This window comes from Neorhizobium puerariae (genome assembly GCF_042429745.1).
Taxonomy (GTDB): domain Bacteria; phylum Pseudomonadota; class Alphaproteobacteria; order Rhizobiales; family Rhizobiaceae; genus Neorhizobium; species Neorhizobium puerariae.
On record NZ_JBHMAA010000007.1, the window covers coordinates 78,908 to 94,740 of the forward strand.

General features: G+C 64.8%; 13 protein-coding genes. 5 read left to right on the top strand and 8 right to left on the bottom strand.

The window, feature by feature from the left end; all coding sequences use genetic code 11:
- Positions 1-177 precede the first annotated feature (177 nt).
- The 4 genes from ACFFP0_RS05190 to ubiT all read right to left on the bottom strand — a co-directional run bounded on the left by ACFFP0_RS05190 (position 178) and on the right by ubiT (position 2,949).
- A complete protein-coding gene (locus ACFFP0_RS05190; protein ID WP_377257282.1) occupies positions 178-366 on the bottom strand; it encodes a twin-arginine translocase TatA/TatE family subunit in 189 nt (62 codons plus the stop codon).
- A 161-nt stretch (positions 367-527) separates the two neighbouring features.
- A complete protein-coding gene (ubiV, locus tag ACFFP0_RS05195) occupies positions 528-1,469 on the bottom strand; it encodes a ubiquinone anaerobic biosynthesis protein UbiV (RefSeq protein ID WP_377257285.1) in 942 nt (313 codons plus the stop codon).
- A gap of 2 nt (positions 1,470-1,471) precedes the next feature.
- Positions 1,472-2,449 (bottom strand): ubiquinone anaerobic biosynthesis protein UbiU, encoded by a 978-nt coding sequence (ubiU, locus tag ACFFP0_RS05200; RefSeq protein ID WP_377257288.1) that lies wholly within the window; start codon positions 2,447-2,449, stop codon positions 1,472-1,474.
- Positions 2,440-2,949 carry a ubiquinone anaerobic biosynthesis accessory factor UbiT gene (gene ubiT / locus ACFFP0_RS05205; RefSeq protein WP_377257291.1) on the bottom strand — a complete coding sequence of 170 codons (510 nt, stop codon included), beginning with the start codon at positions 2,947-2,949 and terminating at the stop codon, positions 2,440-2,442. The genes ubiU and ubiT overlap by 10 nt, the downstream gene beginning before the upstream one ends.
- 250 nt (positions 2,950-3,199) lie before the next feature.
- On the opposite strand from ubiT, the gene ACFFP0_RS05210 reads away from it, so the two are divergent.
- Entirely contained in the window at positions 3,200-5,359 is a 2,160-nt protein-coding gene (locus ACFFP0_RS05210; RefSeq protein WP_377257294.1) for a methyl-accepting chemotaxis protein, read from the top strand.
- Between the two features lie 117 nt (positions 5,360-5,476).
- On the opposite strand, the gene ACFFP0_RS05215 is transcribed toward ACFFP0_RS05210, so the two are convergent.
- From ACFFP0_RS05215 to ACFFP0_RS05230, 4 genes are all read right to left on the bottom strand, one after another.
- Positions 5,477-5,950 carry a hemerythrin domain-containing protein gene (locus tag ACFFP0_RS05215; RefSeq protein WP_377257296.1) on the bottom strand — a complete coding sequence of 158 codons (474 nt, stop codon included), beginning with the start codon at positions 5,948-5,950 and terminating at the stop codon, positions 5,477-5,479.
- 75 nt (positions 5,951-6,025) lie between these two features.
- The gene (locus tag ACFFP0_RS05220; RefSeq protein ID WP_377257298.1) at positions 6,026-6,298 is read right to left on the bottom strand and encodes a DUF6522 family protein; all 273 of its coding nucleotides are present in this window, start codon (positions 6,296-6,298) and stop codon (positions 6,026-6,028) included.
- Positions 6,299-6,398: 100 nt separating this feature from the next.
- Positions 6,399-7,073, bottom strand: a complete 675-nt coding sequence (ric, locus tag ACFFP0_RS05225; protein WP_377257301.1) for an iron-sulfur cluster repair di-iron protein — start codon at positions 7,071-7,073, stop codon at positions 6,399-6,401.
- A gap of 63 nt (positions 7,074-7,136) precedes the next feature.
- Positions 7,137-8,648, bottom strand: coding sequence for a UbiD family decarboxylase (locus tag ACFFP0_RS05230; RefSeq protein ID WP_377257303.1), 1,512 nt, complete (start codon positions 8,646-8,648; stop codon positions 7,137-7,139).
- A 360-nt stretch (positions 8,649-9,008) separates the two neighbouring features.
- Here ACFFP0_RS05230 and ACFFP0_RS05235 point away from each other — a divergent pair, with 360 nt between their 5' ends.
- The 4 genes from ACFFP0_RS05235 (at position 9,009) to ACFFP0_RS05250 (ending at position 15,650) form a co-directional block, all read left to right on the top strand.
- A complete protein-coding gene (locus ACFFP0_RS05235; protein ID WP_377257306.1) occupies positions 9,009-10,961 on the top strand; it encodes an AfsR/SARP family transcriptional regulator in 1,953 nt (650 codons plus the stop codon).
- Between the two features lie 42 nt (positions 10,962-11,003).
- Positions 11,004-12,020, top strand: a complete 1,017-nt coding sequence (locus tag ACFFP0_RS05240) for a phosphatase PAP2 family protein (RefSeq protein WP_377257309.1) — start codon at positions 11,004-11,006, stop codon at positions 12,018-12,020.
- Between the two features lie 36 nt (positions 12,021-12,056).
- The gene (locus tag ACFFP0_RS05245; protein ID WP_377257312.1) at positions 12,057-13,751 is read left to right on the top strand and encodes a S8 family serine peptidase; all 1,695 of its coding nucleotides are present in this window, start codon (positions 12,057-12,059) and stop codon (positions 13,749-13,751) included.
- Between the two features lie 447 nt (positions 13,752-14,198).
- On the top strand, positions 14,199-15,650 hold the full coding sequence (locus ACFFP0_RS05250; RefSeq protein ID WP_377257315.1) for an aKG-HExxH-type peptide beta-hydroxylase: 1,452 nt from the start codon (positions 14,199-14,201) through the stop codon (positions 15,648-15,650).
- Positions 15,651-15,833 lie beyond the last annotated feature (183 nt).

A 15,833-nucleotide genomic window follows, 5' to 3' on the forward strand; every position in this document is an offset into this window, starting at 1 on the left:
CTTCCGTTCCGTCGGCGCTCTACGCGCAGTCAAAGCAGTTTCGTTTATATATGTGTTTTTCGACAGCTTCGAAATACGACGGAAGTTCGGGGAGAGACGCCTTTGTGATCGATGCGCGGTCGCGTTCCCCTTGAAGGGGACCGCGCAAGGGGGAGGCCTATGCCGGGATGGTCCCGGTCAGGAATCGGCCCTGCCGTCGAGCGCCTTGTCGGAGCGGGCGATAGTCTCTTCGTCCTCGACGCCTTTCTTGAACGCCCTGATGCCTTGCGCGACATCGCCCATCAGCTGCGGGATCTTGCCGCGGCCGAAAAGCAGCATGACGATCGCCAGCACGATCAACCAATGCCATGCACTGAACGAACCCATTTTCGAACTCCATCTTCGAGAGGGGACACGGGCCTTTCCGGCCGTATCCATGTCATATGATCGAATTTACGCCGAAGCGGCCGGGGCTGCTTGCTGCAGCGCAATCACGGCGGCGAATCCGGCAGGTGCTTCGACGCTGCCCGTGCCGTGCCCGTTGCCGGTCAGTCCAGACGGGCTCCGAGGGCCGTGTCGCGGGCGCGGGCGACCCATGCCGCCCCTTCGCGGGCATGGTGAAAGCCGTTGGACAGGGGAGCTGCGGGATAGATGTCGCCCAGCCCCTGGATGGCGTCGGCGGCATCCAGCCTGCCGTCCAGCACGGCGCGGTAGAGTTCGGCGACCGCCACCATGTCGCAATCCTGCGGCGAGAGCCGGATCGCCGCGATGCCGCAGCCGGCAAGCTCGGCCAGTTCGCCCGGCAATGCCTGGCAGGTGTGAGACACCGTCTGCACACCGTTCAGGACGAGGAAGGACTGACGGTCGAGCGTGTTGACCGGCAACCCGTCGGGCTCCTCGCCGCAGACGAACTGGCAATTGTCCTTGATCTTGCCTTTGGAGCGGGCATGGGCGCAACGCGCCGAAATCGCAAGCGGCATCCGGCCGAAGGCGAAGACCTCGAAATTCACGTCGGGGCCGTCGGCGACGATCCGCTCGACGGAGGAGAACGGCAGTTCCGGCGGAAGACAGATGGTTTCCGCGCCGCGGCTTGCCAGCAGTCTCGCGGTCGGCGCATTGTAGACGTTGACGAGCGGCCCGACGCTGTGCGGCTTGCCGCCCAGCAGGCCGAGCGCGGAAAGATCGTTCGCCTCGACCGGATGGTCGCTTCCCGCGATCAGCTCCCGCATCTGGCGACTTTCCCGTTCGAGCGTCACGAGGGCGAGCGTCGAGAGCACGACGGTCTTTCCGGCGGCCTCCAGCCGTTCGATCACTTCGGCGATATGCGGTTCGATGAAATGCTGGCGCTTGGAACAGACGGTCTCTCCGATGACCACACGATCGAATGGCGACTCGTCGGCTATGCGGAAATGGAAATCGCGCCACTTCGGCCCGTCCCACAGATAGTAGACCGGCCCCATGGTGAGGGCGACGGAAGCGTTTCGGCTCATGTTCATCTCCAGCGTTTCTCGTAGGCGCCGGACGTGGTCTTCTGGCCCTCGCTCAGGCTGCGCAGGCGGGCAAGCAGCGCGGCGCGCCTGGCCGGGTCCGCCGACAATGCCTTTTTCAAGGTCGACACCACTTCGGCGACATAGGCCTTGCCGCGCTGGCGGCCCTCGATCTTCAGGGCGCTGACGCCCGCAGCCGCAAGCGCGTCGATTTCTCCCATCACGTCGAGCGAGACCGGGTCCTCGAAAGCGTAGGCCGGACTGTCGGCGATATCGAAGCGTCCCTTGCAAAGGGTCGGGTAGCCTGCGGCCTCGCCCGCCGGGAAGCGGTTGATCGTGTAGTCCCCGAGTTCGGAAACGAGTTCGTTGCCTTCCTGACGGTAGCGGACATGGCTTGCAGGCGAGCAGACGCCGTTCATGTTCGGCGACTTGCCGGTCGCATAGGAGGACAGCGAGCAGCGTCCCTCGGCCATGACGCAGAGGCCGCCGAACACGAAGACCTCGATTTCGCAGCGAATCCGGGGCGCGATCCGGGCGATGTCGGCGATGGTGAGCGTCCGCGGCAGCACGACGCGTTTGGCGCCGAAGGCATCGACGAGGAAATTGATCGCATCGACGTTCGAGGCGGAGGCCTGGACCGATACGTGCAGCCTCTGTCCGGGATAACGTTCGGCGACATGCGCCATGAGGCCGAAATCGGCCAGTATCAGCGCGTCGGCGCCGAGCGACACGGCATCCGCGGCACCCCGATACCAGAGATCCTCGTCTCCGGCCCGCATGAATGTGTTCAGCGCCACGAAGGTCTGGGTGCCATGACGGCGGGCATAGGCGATGGCGTCCCGCAACTCCTCGCGGCTGAAATTGAGGCCGGGGAAATTGCGGGCATTGGTCTCGTCGCGAAATCCGCAATAGACGGCATCGGCGCCGGCATCGACCGCCTCGCGAAACGCGGCCGGCGTGCCCGCAGGACAGATCAGCTCCATGGGGAAACCTCATCGGCAAGCGCACGGCGGCGGATATCCTCGGCCACCTTGCCGAAAAGCGGCGCGAGCGGACCGGCAAGGGTGGACAGGTCGCGCGGCAGGTCTATGTCGGCGCCATCGAGCGCATTGCGCATCGCGAGCATGGCCTCCATGTCTCCGGTGACCGAGAGGTTGCGCGAGAAGAACAGTGCATCCGCATCGCAGCGCCCCTCAAGGAGCGCCAGCAGCATGAAAAGAGGGCCTTCCACCGAGGCATCCGCCGGCCGCCGGCCGGAATCCCTGCGGATGACATGGATCGCCGGCTGTCCGGGCTCGACCTCGAAAACGAGCGGAAGGTCGCTCGGCAGGAAGGCGAAGCGTTTTGCCCGATGCTCGCCCAGCCGCTCGAACAGGCCGGGATGTTCCTTCATCACCCGGCGGAACAGCATGCCCGTCACGCGTTCGATCGCCGCAAGCGGCATATAGTTCAGGGGAATGGCGAGCGCGCGCGGAAATTCCATGGTCTTACATCCTGCTGAAATGCCGGTGCAGACTATCGGCCGGCGCGGCGTTCGTGTTTGCGCCAGCTCAAAGACCGGTGATTGTCGCGGCGGGAAGATTTGAAATTTACCCGGTTTCACAGACGCGGGAATCCTGCCGTTGTTTGCGGTCCGGCAAAGAAGGCGGTGGCCGGGTTCCGCATAAGACCGGTCGGCCGGGAATGAATTGCGGCATCATGGCATGACGCCGACATTCCCGGAGTTGCCGTTCATGCGTTTGTCCGATGTCGCGATCACGAAGAGAATCCTGCTTTCCGTCTGCCTGCCGCTGCTTCTGGTCGCATGGCTTTCCTATGACAGGCTCGACGGAAGCCTCGCCGCCTACCGCGATGCGGAGCGGCTTGTCGGTGTCGCCGAACATATCTCGAACATAGCCGAAGCCATCCACCAGTTGCAGACGGAACGCGGCGAGACCGCGACCCTGCTTGGACGGAGGAACCCCGATATTCCGGATCGCCTGAAACGAACGCGCATCGATGTCGACCGGTGGGTCTCGACCGTCGTCGCGGGGGAAGGCGCGCAGGCCGGCATATCCCGAGAGGAATTCGCGGGCCTTACGGGATTTCGCCGGCAGGTCGATGAAGAGGCCGTGACCTCGGACGAAAGCGCCCTCTTCTATACCCGCCTGATCGACCGGCTTCTCGGCGCCTCGCGCGCGCTGGTCGCGCAGGATGCGATCGGCGAGCTGACCGGCAGGATCGCAGCCTATAACCAGCTTTCAAGGGCCAAGGAATTCGCCGGCCAGGAACGGGCGCTCGGCAATGCCGCAATCGCCTCGGGTCATATCGATGCCGCCAAGATCCTGAGACTCTCCTCGCTTTATGGCGGGCAGGCGATTCTCCTCGACGAATTCAAGACCGCCCATCCCGCCTTTGCAACAGAAGTGGAGGACGTCCGCCCGGACCGGGATATGGTACTCGCGTCGATGCGCCGGAGCCTGCTTGCCTCGGGTGCCGCGGCGGATCTTTCCGGCTGGGACGCGGCCCGGTGGCACGGAGCGGCGACCGAGCGCATCAACGCGCTGCACGTCATCGAGGAGAAGGTGCTGGAAGCGCTTCGTGCGGAGGCTGCGGCCCGGGCGCAGCACGAGCTGCGGACCCTCATCGTCGCGGGCGTCGTCCTGGGGCTCGCGATCGGCGTGGCGGTGACCCTGTCGGTCTCGATCGGCTTCGGCGTGGTGCGCCCGCTGAAGCAATTGACGGGAGCGGTCGAGCAGCTTGCCGGGGGCGAGGCCGACGAGGTCTCCGTCGCCGTCAACTCCAGGGACGAGATCGGCGCCCTGGCGCTTGCGGTGCGCCATGCGATCGAAGCGGCCCGGAAAAGGGCGGCGCTTGAGCGTGAAGAGGATTTTCGGCGCGCGGCGGAAAGACAGAAGGAGGCGGAGATCGTCGAGCAGGAACGGGCAGCGCGCTCGCGCGAACTCGAGCACGCCCTGCATGCGCTGGATCGCGGACTGCGGGAGCTTGCAGGCGGCAACCTGCGCTATCGCATCGGGCAGGAACTCGCCTCCGGGCTCGAGCCGCTTCGCCTGACCTACAACCGCTCGACGGAGACGCTGGAAAACCTCGTATTCCTTGCCGGGAACAATGCCCAGTCGATCGATGACGCCTGCGCCGACCTGCATGTCGCGGCCGATGACCTTGCCCGCAGGACCGCAGGCCAGGCGGCCGCCCTGGAGGAGGCGGCGGCAGCGCTGGAAGAGGTGGCGACCGCGGTGAAAATGTCCGCCGCGGGTGCGGAGGAAGCGAAACGCTCGGTCGGCACGGCCAATTCCGATACGTCCGACGCGGCGAGGATCGTTTCCGACACGGTTGCCGCCATGCAGGAGATCGCCAGGTCCTCTCACCAGATCGGCCAGATCATCGGCGTCATCGACGAGATTGCCTTCCAGACCAATCTGCTGGCGCTCAACGCGGGCGTGGAGGCGGCCAGGGCCGGAGAGGCGGGCAAGGGTTTTGCCGTCGTCGCGCAGGAAGTGCGCGAGCTTGCCCAGCGCTCTGCAATGGCCGCCCGCGAGATCAAGGGGCTGGTCGAACAGGCCTCGCGGGATGTCGCAGGTGGCGTCGGCCTCGTCGGACAGGCCGGAGAAGCGCTGCACGGCATCGAGCAGCATGTGCAGATGATCAACCGGCAGGTCGGGGCGATCGTGCAGTCATCAAGGGAGCAGTCGGTCGCGCTTGCGGAAATCACGTCGACAATCGGCCAGCTCGACCAGATAACCCAGCAGAATGCCTCGATGGTGGAGCAGACGAATGCCGCGACCCAATCTCTCGCCGGACAGACGGAGAAGCTGAGGACGCAGCTCGGCGCGTTCCGGACCGGGGAGGGGCGTGATCGCGCCGGGGAGCTTCACCCCCTTGCCGCGGCATGACGGGAGGCGGCTGACGCGGCCTTTCCGCTCGGCATGAGTAGGCGGGAAGCATCCCGCTTGCCTGGACCTTTTGCCCCAAGCTTCAATGCTGGGCCTGCGGCGTGGGAGAGGTTCCGGTTACGCGAGTATCTCGCGTCCCTCGGCTTCGGCGATCAGAAGCGTTTCTATGATGAGTTTCTCGGAGAGGACGTGCCTGCGAACGCTTTCCAGGAACCCCTGCAGCATGTAGCGGACGGAGCCCGCCTGCGGCGGGCCGGCATTTTCGGCGAGCGCCTTGAGGGTCTGCGCGACCTCCTCGCAAGCCAGCACGTCGCAGCGGTGCTCGGCCTTCAGCTGTTCGATCAGCGTCGCGGCGAAATGCGAGCCGGCGTTCCTGTCGAAATCCGGGAACAGTATCCGTTCCTCCATCCGATGGGTCTGCCGCAGGAGCGGAACCATGACCTGCGATGCGTTGAGGCAGGCGTCGCGATCCACCTCCTGGGGAAGGGAGAATGCGATCTCCTCCAGCGCGAGGCAAAGCGCCATCAGGGCCTCATGGTTACCTTCGAGTTCGGCCAGGTCATGCGCCTTCAGGTTTGCATTTGCGGACATGCTCGTCTCCTCATTGACGTGGATATGGGGACGTGGATACGGGGGCATGACGGGCGACCGGCCTCGCGCCGACCGTCAGGGCCGCGGCAAAGGTCTTCCGCGAAGAACCGCCACGGATTCGTTTCCGACCTCGCCCTCCGTGGTCAGGATGGCGCGCCACATGCGGTTTCCGATCCGGACACTCAGCCGGCACGTTCCGGCATCCTCGCCTTCGCCGCGCTCGACCGAACTCGCGACGAGACCCTGCCGGATTTTCCGCCTGAATTCCTCGCCCGACAGCCCGAACCGTCCGGCGAGCTCTCCGGATTCCAGGATGAAATCTCCATTGGGGTCGCGTTCGATGCGCATGGCTCTTCCCTTTCCGGTATGTGGGGCCGGTATGTGGGCCTGGGAGGTGGGACGGAACCCGGCCGGTCAATTCCCGCCGGCCCACCCCCCGAACCCCGTGTCAGCCCGCCGGTTGCGAGGTTTTCTCGAACCGCGGAAACAGAACCGCGTTTTCGAGGTGCATATGGACGACGAGGTCGTCGGTGAACTTGCGCAGTCCCGTGTAGAGCGCGGTCCAGGAGCCGCACGCCCCCTGCGGCAGGGCAAGGCCGTGGGTGACGTGCTCGATCGCCTGCAGGTGCTGGGCCTCGTCGTCGTGTTCGTGCCGCATCTCGGTGATCGGATGGACGATCATCGGGCTGCCGCCCCGCTGCATCATCGGAAAGAGCACCTGCTCCTCCTTCAGCATATGGCTTTCGAGTTCGTCGCGCAGCCTCGTCAACGTCTCGGAAAGCCCGATCGGTGCGGAAGGATGGGCGCCGTGCACCCGTTCCACCTTCTGCGCCAGGGGAATGAGCCAGCCGAGCTCCTCGCGGTGTGTCGCATGATATCTCCTGAGGATATGGGCGATCAGCGCCGATGTCTCGTCTGGCGCGTTTCGTCCGGCCGACGCTTCGAGGGTTTCGAGGTCGGCGATCAGGTTATCGAGCGAAAGTCCCGCCTCCTCGGCGGCCTGCGCAAGCGGAACGTTCCCGCCGCAGCAGAAGCTGATGTCGTGGCGTCGGAAGAGTTCCGCCGCACCCGGCAGTTCCGCGGCGATCGCGGCAACCGTCTTGTCCGGACTGATTTCATTCATGCTCTGCTCCTTCATGGTGAAGCACCGGAAACGTTCCGGCGCGGGTTGCCTTCCGCCGCGCCTTCATGGCGAAGCCTCTCCGAGGCCGAGCGAGGCCCATATCCGGTCGACCTTTTCGACGACCTCGGGAGACATGCGGAGAACGTGGCCCCATTCGCGATCGGTTTCGGGGCCGAGCTTGGTCGTCGCGTCGAGGCCGAGCTTGCCGCCGAGCCCGGATTGCGGCGAGGCGAAGTCGAGATAGTCGATGGGGGTCCCGTCCACGATCAGGGCGTCGCGGCCGGCATCGAAGCGGGTGGACAGCGCCCAGATCACGTCGGGCCAGTTCCTCACGTCGATATCGGGGTCCACCACGATGATGAGCTTCGTGTAGCTGAACTGGGGCAAGGTGGACCAAAGGCCCATCATGATGCGGCGCGCATGGCCCGGATAGCGCTTGTCGATCGAAACGACCATGGCCCTGTAGGAGCAGGCCTCCGGCGGAAGCCAGAGGTCGCGGATCTCGGGAAACTGCCGTTTGGCGAGCGGAATGTAGAGCTCGTTCATCGCCTCGCCGAGCCGTGAGGGCTCGTCGGGAGGCCGGCCGGTATAGGTCGAGAGATAGAGGGGATCGCGGCGCGTCGTGATCGCCGAGAGGGAGACGACGGGAAAGGTCTCGACGGCGTTGTAATACCCCGTGTGATCGCCGTAAGGCCCTTCCTCGGCGGTCTCGGTGGCGGAAACCATGCCTTCGAGGACGATTTCCGCCTCGGCCGGAATGGGAAGCTGAACCGACAGCGCGGTTGCGGTTTCCTGCCGCCGGCCCTTGAGGACCCCGGAAAAGGCGAGTTCGCTCATGGTGTCGGGCAGCGGCATCACGGCGGCGAGGATGGTGGCCGGGTCGGCGCCGATGACCACCGCCACCGGCATGTCGCGGCCGAGCGCCTGCCACATCCTGTGATGTCTCGCGCCGCCCCGGTGGGCGAGCCACCGCATGATCAGTCGGTCCCTGCCGAGTTTCTGCATCCGGTAGACCCCGACATTGATGTCCGTCGGGTCGTCCGGCGCGTGGGTGATCACCAGCGGCCAGGTGACGAGGGGGGCGGGCTCGCCCGGCCAGCAGGACTGGATCGGCAGCCGGTCGAGGTCGATATCCGCGTCCTGCCACACGATCTCCTGGCAGGGCGCATGCGACACCGTCCGGGGGTTCAGCGCCAGCGCGGCCTTCAGGTGCGGGAGCTTCAGCCATGCGTCGCGAACCGATTTCGGCGGACGGGGTTCGCGCAGTTCGCCCAGGAAGGCCGCAAGCCCGGAAATGCCGCCGGCCTTGAGCCCAAGACCCCATTCTATGCGTTCGCGCGTGCCGAAGAGGTTCGCCAGCAGCGGCATGGGGTGAATATTGCCGGATGCATCGACCGGCTTTTCGAAGATCAGCGCCGGTCCGTGATCGGCGAGGACCCGGCGATGGATCTCGGTGATCTCGTGCACCAGCGATACGGGCTCGCATATCCGCTTCAGCCGCCCCCTGCTTTCGAGGTGGGCGACGAACTCCCGCAGGCTGGCATAGCGGCGGGGAATGGCGGCATCTTCTTTCATCGCCGTGCTATGCGGAAGAAAACGACGGCTGTCTTTGCGCGGGCGCAAACTCGGCCCGGACCGATTGCCGCGCATGCCCGGTATGGGCTCTGTATAGGCCCTGTATGGGCACTCCCGTCTCCGTTGCGGAAATTGCAGGCTTCGGCTGCGGAGGCGATGCAGCCTTTGTTCATTCTCTCCTGACGCGGCAATTGACGCTGCTTTGACGCTGCTTTGACAATGGCGCGCTACAGCAGCAGCCTGGAGGTCGGAATCGATTTCCGGAGAGATTCAATAAGTTAGGCTGTCCTTATGTATCCGGTCGGATGCTTGGGGCTTCAGGGCCCTGCTCTCGCAGGGTGTCGAGGGGATGATCTATTGATGCTGCAGCTTTCCGAGAGCTACAACGTTAGCATGCGCCGAAGCTTCGATGCGCCTGCCGCGTGCTTGCCAGGAACGGCGTTTGTGTCAGATTACCTGTCAAAGGGCGGGTCGGGGAGCCGCCGGATTGGCACACTGGGCACAACGAGAGCGGGGCCGGTGGATCGCATGGATGAAAGTCATGTCGCATTCCGGATGTACCTGCTTGGCCCGTTCAGTCTTGTCGACGGCAGGGGAAGGCCTGTTGCGCCCAAATCCCAGAAGGCCCAGGCGATCCTCGCCATGCTTGCCCTTTCGGCGCGCGGCTCGCGCTCCCGGGTCTGGCTCAGGGACAAGCTGTGGAGCGATCGCTCCGAGGACCAGGCGGCCGCGAGCCTGAGGCAGGCCCTCCTGGACATCCATAAATCGCTTGGTTCTGCCCGCGACCTGCTCGTCGCGGACAAGAACACTGTCTGGCTGGACATGGACAGGATTGAGCTCGACACGGATCTGATGCTCCGATCGGAACGTCTGGCGGACCAGATCACGGACGAGCTGCTTGAAGGGATCGATATCCGCGATCCCGAGTTCGAGGACTGGCTGACCCTCGAAAGGCAGAACTGGGACCGGCGCATCGAGGAAGGGCGGGTGCAGGATGCCTTCGAGCCAAGGCAGGAGCCCAGCCGCGACATCAACAGGCAGTCCGCCCTTCTGCCGGTGACGGGTGGCCCGAACGGACGCCATGCGGGAATGCCGGCCAAGGCGGCGGGGGGCGGTTCGGGCAAGCCTCCCTCCTCCGACGACGTGCAATGGACCGTCGCCTTGCAGCCGCCGATCGTCATCGGGGCCGGTGAGGGCGGCCAGATTGCCGCGCTGAGGTTCCAGAACCTGCTCGCCAAGGCGATTTTCGACGGGTTGGGGATCGGCATCACCGATCTCTCCTTCGATCCGCTGCCTACGGGCGGACAGGACCGGAAGGCGGGCCTTCCCCTCTGCCTCCAGTTGCGGCTGACCTTCGACGGCAGCACCGTCCTGATCGAACTGGCGATCAAGAACCTGCTCGACAGCCGGATATTGTGGCTGGGCAGCCGCACGATCGGCCGCCCGCAGATCGAGCGCGCCGAGTTCGGGGTTTCGGCCGCCCTTATCAGCCAGGCCGTCGACCAGTTGTCGATGTTCCGCGAGGTGAGCATGGGCGACGAGCGGGTCGTGCGCGGCGGCATGCTCATAGACGCCGTCAACGCGATCTTCCGGCTGTCGCGCGGCGATCTCGAAAACGCGGAACGGCGCCTGCAAGAGCAGATCGAGTACCAGCCGCGGCCTTCCGCTTTCGCCTGGCTGTCCTTCATCCGGACCTTCCAGGTCGGCCAGCGCTTCAGCGCGCTCGATGCGCATGTGATCGAGGAGGCCGAAGCCTATGCGCGCAAGGCCCTCGAACTCGATCCCCATAATTCCGTTTCGCTTGCCCTGGTCGGGCATGTGCATTCCTTCCTGTTCCGCGAATACGACTATGCGGCCGGCCTGTTCGAGAAATCGATCCGCCTCAATCCGGCCCTGCCGCTGGGCTGGGATCTCTATTCCATGCTGCATTGCTATGCGGGGCAGCCGGACAAGGCGATCGCGATGACCCGGTGGGTCCAGGAACTGGGGGTCTACAGTCCCCACAAGTATTATTTCGACACGACGAAATGCATCAGCGCGGGGCTGGCGGGCGACCATGCCGCAGCGATATCTTCAGGCGAGGACGCGTTGCGCGCGAGGCCGAACTTCAACAGCCTGCTGCGCTACCTCGTTTCCAGCCATGCCCATGCCGGCAATCTGGATACCGCACGCCATTACCTGGAACGGCTGGAAACGGTCGAGAACGGATTTTCCATCAATGCGTTTCGCGGCAGCGGTTATCCCCTGCTCGACACGGGGGGTGGCCAGCACCTGATCGACGGGCTGCTCAAGGCCGGCGCCAGGTTCCGCTGACGCAGGAGCAATTCACGATACTTCATTGCAGGAGGCTGGGATATGGAAGTGGAAGCGACTCCCGATATGCAATCAAAAATTGTATCATTTCTGAACACATACAAGTTCAGGGTTGAGCCGGACACGGTTCTGCCCTGCGAGCCGAGATTGGCCGAGCCGCCTCCGGTGCCCCCGGTGATTGCGGATACCCCGCCGCCGCCGGCTGCCGCGCCTGACGAGGACGCTCCTCCGCAGGCGGGGCCGATGAGGGTGGCGATGGCGGCAGCCTCGGTTCTCAACAAGAGCGTGGCGAACAAATCGGCGCTCAACAAGGTTTCCCTGAACAAGAATAAGAACAAAAACAAAAACAAAAACAAGAATAAGAACAAGTCGACACTGGACGGCGCGAGCCTCGGCGTGTCGCAGCTCATTCCGGCGTTCGAGCTGCGCCGGCTGCACCAGCAGCCGTCACGGAACGCCTTCACGGCGGCAAGGCGCTTCACCTGGGAGATGCTCGACATCGTGCCGCCGCCCGGTCCGGATTACACGCGGCTGGAAACGGCGGTTCTGCTTTCCATGCAGCGCCGCGACCGGGAGCGGGCGAGGCGGCTGCCGGATATCCAGCTGGAGGCGACGATCTCGGTTTCGGAATTCACCCGTGCGCTCTACATAGAGGACCTCGGCGGGTTCGAGCAGACGGAGGGGTTGTTCCAGGCCATCCTGACCGCCTGCGAATATGTGGGACTGCTTTACAAGAGCCAGTTCAACAGGCTTCGGCCGAACCAGTTCGAACCGCTGCTGCGCCCGCTGCTGGCCGTGCCGGTGCACGAGGCCTATCCCAGCAACCATGCCTTCCAGTGCTTCTCGATCGCCTTCGCCTTTGCGACGATCCTGCCCGAACATCCGGCGACGGACGAACTTGCCCGGATCGCCCAGAACGTGGCTGAAAACCGGGAATGGGCGGGATTGCACTATCCGAGCGATACGCAGGCCGGCCGCGACCTGGCCCGGCGCTTCGCGCCCTACCTGCACGACGCTTTCGGGCCGCTGTTCCTGGCGGTTCACGACGAATGGGTTTGAGGCCGGTTTCATTCTTCCGAGATCAAGGAGGTCATCATGTCTGACGAACTGGAAACGCCGCAGGCGACGCCGGCGAACTACTATTACCTGTGGCATCTGAGCGCCCTGGGGGTCATCGACGCCAATTACGGTCCACCCCCGATCGCTCTGCCGCCCGAGGACGAGAGCGCAGCCCGCCAGGTTCCCGATCCCGCCATCGGCGGAACCGTCTGGGATACGATCGCCGCGGCCGGTCCGATCCGCCCCGCGCGTGTCGCGCTGATCGACGTCGGGGTGTCGCTGGACCATCCCAATCTGGCGACGCGGCTCGACCGGCAAGCCTCGATAGACCTGACGACCCATCGTTACGGCGCGCGCGTCGCCGACATTCTCGATACGACCACCTCCTTCGATCTCGAAGAGAAGCAGGCGTTCTTCGCCGGCCTGAACATCGCTCCCCTCGGCAATCTCGGCCTGTCCAACGACGACAGGGAATATCTCAGCGATATCGTCGCCGAATATGCGGCGTCCGAAGGCGTGGTCCGTCGTCTGTATTATCCGGAGTCGCTGTTTGCCTCGCACGGCACCTGCTGCGCCGGCCTGATCGTCGGGGAACCGGCGGCGGCGGCAGGCGAGGAGGGACCGTCCTTGCCGCCGGAAGGCGCATTCTTCACCGACGGCGAGGCGCCTTGCCCGGGCGGCAACCGCAATACGCTCCCTTATTTCGGGGTCGATCCCTTCTCGCGGCTCATTTCCATCCGGACCTCCTTCGAGGACGACGCCCGGCAGTTCATCGCCGCGTTCCTCTATGCCTACCATCAGCGGGCCGATGTCATCGTCCTGCCCCGGGGCCTGCCGGACCCGGAACGCAGCCGGGTGCTGCCCAAGAACGAGCTGAAAGCCGATCTCGAACGCTGGAAGAACCAGGACGCGGCCGATCTCTTTACGCGCATCGCGTTCGCCGACCAGGGTGCCGCCGAGCTGGAGCCCAAGGCGCCGCAGAAGGGCTCCAACCCGGATCGCGTGTGGCATATCCTGAAGCAGCTCATCCTCGGCATCAGCCAGCATATCCCGATCGTCTGCGCGGCGGGAAACAGCGGCGAAAGCCAGCTCATCTATCCGGCCAGCCTTTCCGCCGACAACAATGGCATCATCTCGGTGGGAGCCGTCACGGTCGAAGGTTTCCGCTCGGGCTACAGCAACTATGGCGAGGGGCTGACCCTCGTCTCGCCGTCCGATGACGGGGAGGTCTTCAACCGCCATCAATTGCGCGTCAACCGGCTTTCGCCCTTCGCGGCGCAACACGACTATCGGGCGTTTGCGATCCGGGAATACCAGTATTCGCATTTCTCCCTGCTGACGACCGATCTCTCCGGGGCATTCGGTTATGACAAGGGGGCCGATCCCTGGTCCGCGGTCGTGCCGTTCGGAGCCAATCCGGGCATCGGCGGCGGTTATTACACCGGCTTTGGCGGAACGTCCGGCGCATCGGCGCAGGTGGGAGGGATCTGCGCCCTGATCCAGCGGGCGTACAAGAGCAGGCACAATGCGAACTCGCGGCTTTCCGGTCCGAACGTCAAGTCGATCCTCCAGGCGGCGTCGCGCCTGGATACGGCCGTCGCACCGGGGATAAGGAGCCTGACCGCCGACTGCATGAACGCCGATGGTGAAGACGCCCTCGACATGACCTATTTCTTCGGTTCGGGCCTGCCCGACGTACGCGAGGCGGTTGCCGCCGCATTGGCGCTTTGATCCGCCGCGCCTGTCCGGCGCGGCTGAAAGTCCCTGATCCATAACGAAAAGTGTGAGCGGATTGCGAGAACCGCTCACACTTTTTTGGCGAGTCCCTGCGGGGACTTTGTCCAATTCACGAATCTTTTCACGGAATTTTGACGCGGTGCTGGCGAGCCACTGACGGGTTGCCGGCAATCTCCTCCCAGCAAACGATCTCGGGTTACAGCCGGATACACGGCGATGGGAGACGGCCATGACCAAGTCGACGCTGCGGAAATACGGGCCGCCTCCCACCTTTCGCAGACACCCGCCTTTCGTCGGCCGAAACGGTTCCGTTCTCAAGCGTAGGCCCAGACCCGTTCCCTGATGGCCGCCCCTTGCCGGGTGGCGGATTCACTGCGGCGCTGACGCGCCCCAACGGTCATCTTTGAAAACTCCCCGAGCCGGGAGAGAAGGAAGCCTTCGATGTCTGCTTCCCATATCGACCAATTGCCGGATCAGGCGCGGATGCTTCTCCGGTGCAACCCGCTCCTTTCCAGCGCGGCCTTGCTGGAAACGGTTGTCGGCCGCAGCCTGTCGAGGCGGCGGGACCGTTACGCCCGCACGCTCGCAGCCGTTTACGAACGTCCCGGCTGCCGTGGAAGAGTGGAGGCGCTCGCCGGCCATTTTCCGGACCTGGCCGAGGGCGGATACCGGCATGCCGACGAACTGCCGCCAGGCCCCGGCATCCTGCCAGTGAAATGCGATCCCTACCGGTCCTCCGCCCTGGCGGCCTGGATGGACGGGCTGCAGCTTGGGCTGGAATGGCTTGCCCACGGCGCCAATGCGCATGTTCTCGACCATTATCTGCGGCCTGACCTGGTGGCCGGCGATCTTGCGACGGAACGCAGGCCGGACCGGCAGCTTGCCTGCGGCATGGGCCTTGTCGACATCAACAGGCTGATGGGAAGCAGGGTGATGCCGCGGTGCGTCGCCCGGAGCCTGCCGGACTATTTGGGGCGCGACTATCTGCGGCCGGGCGAGGCCGACCTCGACCGGATCGCCGATCATCTCGACAAGGCCCTTGCGCTCGCGGCGGAGGTCGACCCGAAAGGTTGCGATCTGCTGGTCGCGAGCCTTCACACGCTGCATGTCGGTCTCCGCCACGATCCATCGGGCTGCCTTTACAGCTTCAACGGGCTGCCGGGCAGCCTGGTTGTCGTCTTCTCCACGGAAAGGCTCGACGATGGCGACCATGCGGCCACCGCTGCCCAACTGCTGCACGAGGCGGGACATATCCTGCTCGGGCTGAACGTCACCTCGGCGGCGGCGCCCCTGCCGGGGGAATTTCAATACGTGGCGCCCGACAAGAATGATTTGCAGACGCTCGAGAGCATCCTGCACACGGCCTACACCATTCCCTGGGAGTGCGCCGTTCGCATGGCATGCCTGCCCTTCAGGGCGCGATCTGAGCAATGCGCGCGGGAAACAGCCCTTATTATTGCGTATGCCGCGCGTCAGATTCCGCTCATCGACATTGCCCGAGAAGGAATCGGGCGTCTGGGCGGCGATGTCCTTCCTGACCTCCGGGACATCGCCGCCATCCCTTCCTGGAGCGCCGGAATTCTGGCTCTGGTCGACCGGCTGCTCGAGCACGAGCCCCCGGCGCGGCGCCAGGCGCATTATGCCGAGCGCCAGCGCGTGCTCGATCATCAGGCCTGGGCCACCGGGCAGATGCTCCTGCGCGGCAAACAGCCCGTCGATCCGAGACTGGGTCGCCGCGAGCTGGACCGCAGCAGCCGGGCCTTGAGCCTTTGGTACGACGGCAGGCTCCATGTGATGCGCCGGGCCGGCTGCCAGCCGGGCGTCAAGGACTATGGCCGCCATATCCAGGCGATCGGGGTTTTCGCCGGTTCCGGCGACCCCGTTGCCGGTTGAACGAGATCAATAGGGAGGGCCGATGCGATGAAAGAGGATTGCAACACGCGATCGAAAGTCGGCGGCCGGGGCCAGCCTGGAGCCGGCGCCCGACCCATGCAGGGGGCGGGCCGGAAACGTTCCGGCCTGCCACGCGATCCATCCGTCCGGTGCTTTCCCCTCGGCGCCGATGACGTTGTCCGG

What these genes read in the sequence shown, in the direction of transcription:
- ACFFP0_RS05190 (WP_377257282.1), bottom strand. Translation starts at nt 366, where the DNA reads ATGGGTTCGTTCAGTGCATGGCATTGGTTGATCGTGCTGGCGATCGTC.
- ubiV (WP_377257285.1), bottom strand. Translation starts at nt 1,469, where the DNA reads ATGAGCCGAAACGCTTCCGTCGCCCTCACCATGGGGCCGGTCTACTAT.
- ubiU (WP_377257288.1), bottom strand. Translation starts at nt 2,449, where the DNA reads ATGGAGCTGATCTGTCCTGCGGGCACGCCGGCCGCGTTTCGCGAGGCG.
- ubiT (WP_377257291.1), bottom strand. Translation starts at nt 2,949, where the DNA reads ATGGAATTTCCGCGCGCGCTCGCCATTCCCCTGAACTATATGCCGCTT.
- ACFFP0_RS05210 (WP_377257294.1), top strand. Translation starts at nt 3,200, where the DNA reads ATGCGTTTGTCCGATGTCGCGATCACGAAGAGAATCCTGCTTTCCGTC.
- ACFFP0_RS05215 (WP_377257296.1), bottom strand. Translation starts at nt 5,950, where the DNA reads ATGTCCGCAAATGCAAACCTGAAGGCGCATGACCTGGCCGAACTCGAA.
- ACFFP0_RS05220 (WP_377257298.1), bottom strand. Translation starts at nt 6,298, where the DNA reads ATGCGCATCGAACGCGACCCCAATGGAGATTTCATCCTGGAATCCGGA.
- ric (WP_377257301.1), bottom strand. Translation starts at nt 7,073, where the DNA reads ATGAATGAAATCAGTCCGGACAAGACGGTTGCCGCGATCGCCGCGGAA.
- ACFFP0_RS05230 (WP_377257303.1), bottom strand. Translation starts at nt 8,648, where the DNA reads ATGAAAGAAGATGCCGCCATTCCCCGCCGCTATGCCAGCCTGCGGGAG.
- ACFFP0_RS05235 (WP_377257306.1), top strand. Translation starts at nt 9,009, where the DNA reads ATGCTGCAGCTTTCCGAGAGCTACAACGTTAGCATGCGCCGAAGCTTC.
- ACFFP0_RS05240 (WP_377257309.1), top strand. Translation starts at nt 11,004, where the DNA reads ATGGAAGTGGAAGCGACTCCCGATATGCAATCAAAAATTGTATCATTT.
- ACFFP0_RS05245 (WP_377257312.1), top strand. Translation starts at nt 12,057, where the DNA reads ATGTCTGACGAACTGGAAACGCCGCAGGCGACGCCGGCGAACTACTAT.
- ACFFP0_RS05250 (WP_377257315.1), top strand. Translation starts at nt 14,199, where the DNA reads ATGTCTGCTTCCCATATCGACCAATTGCCGGATCAGGCGCGGATGCTT.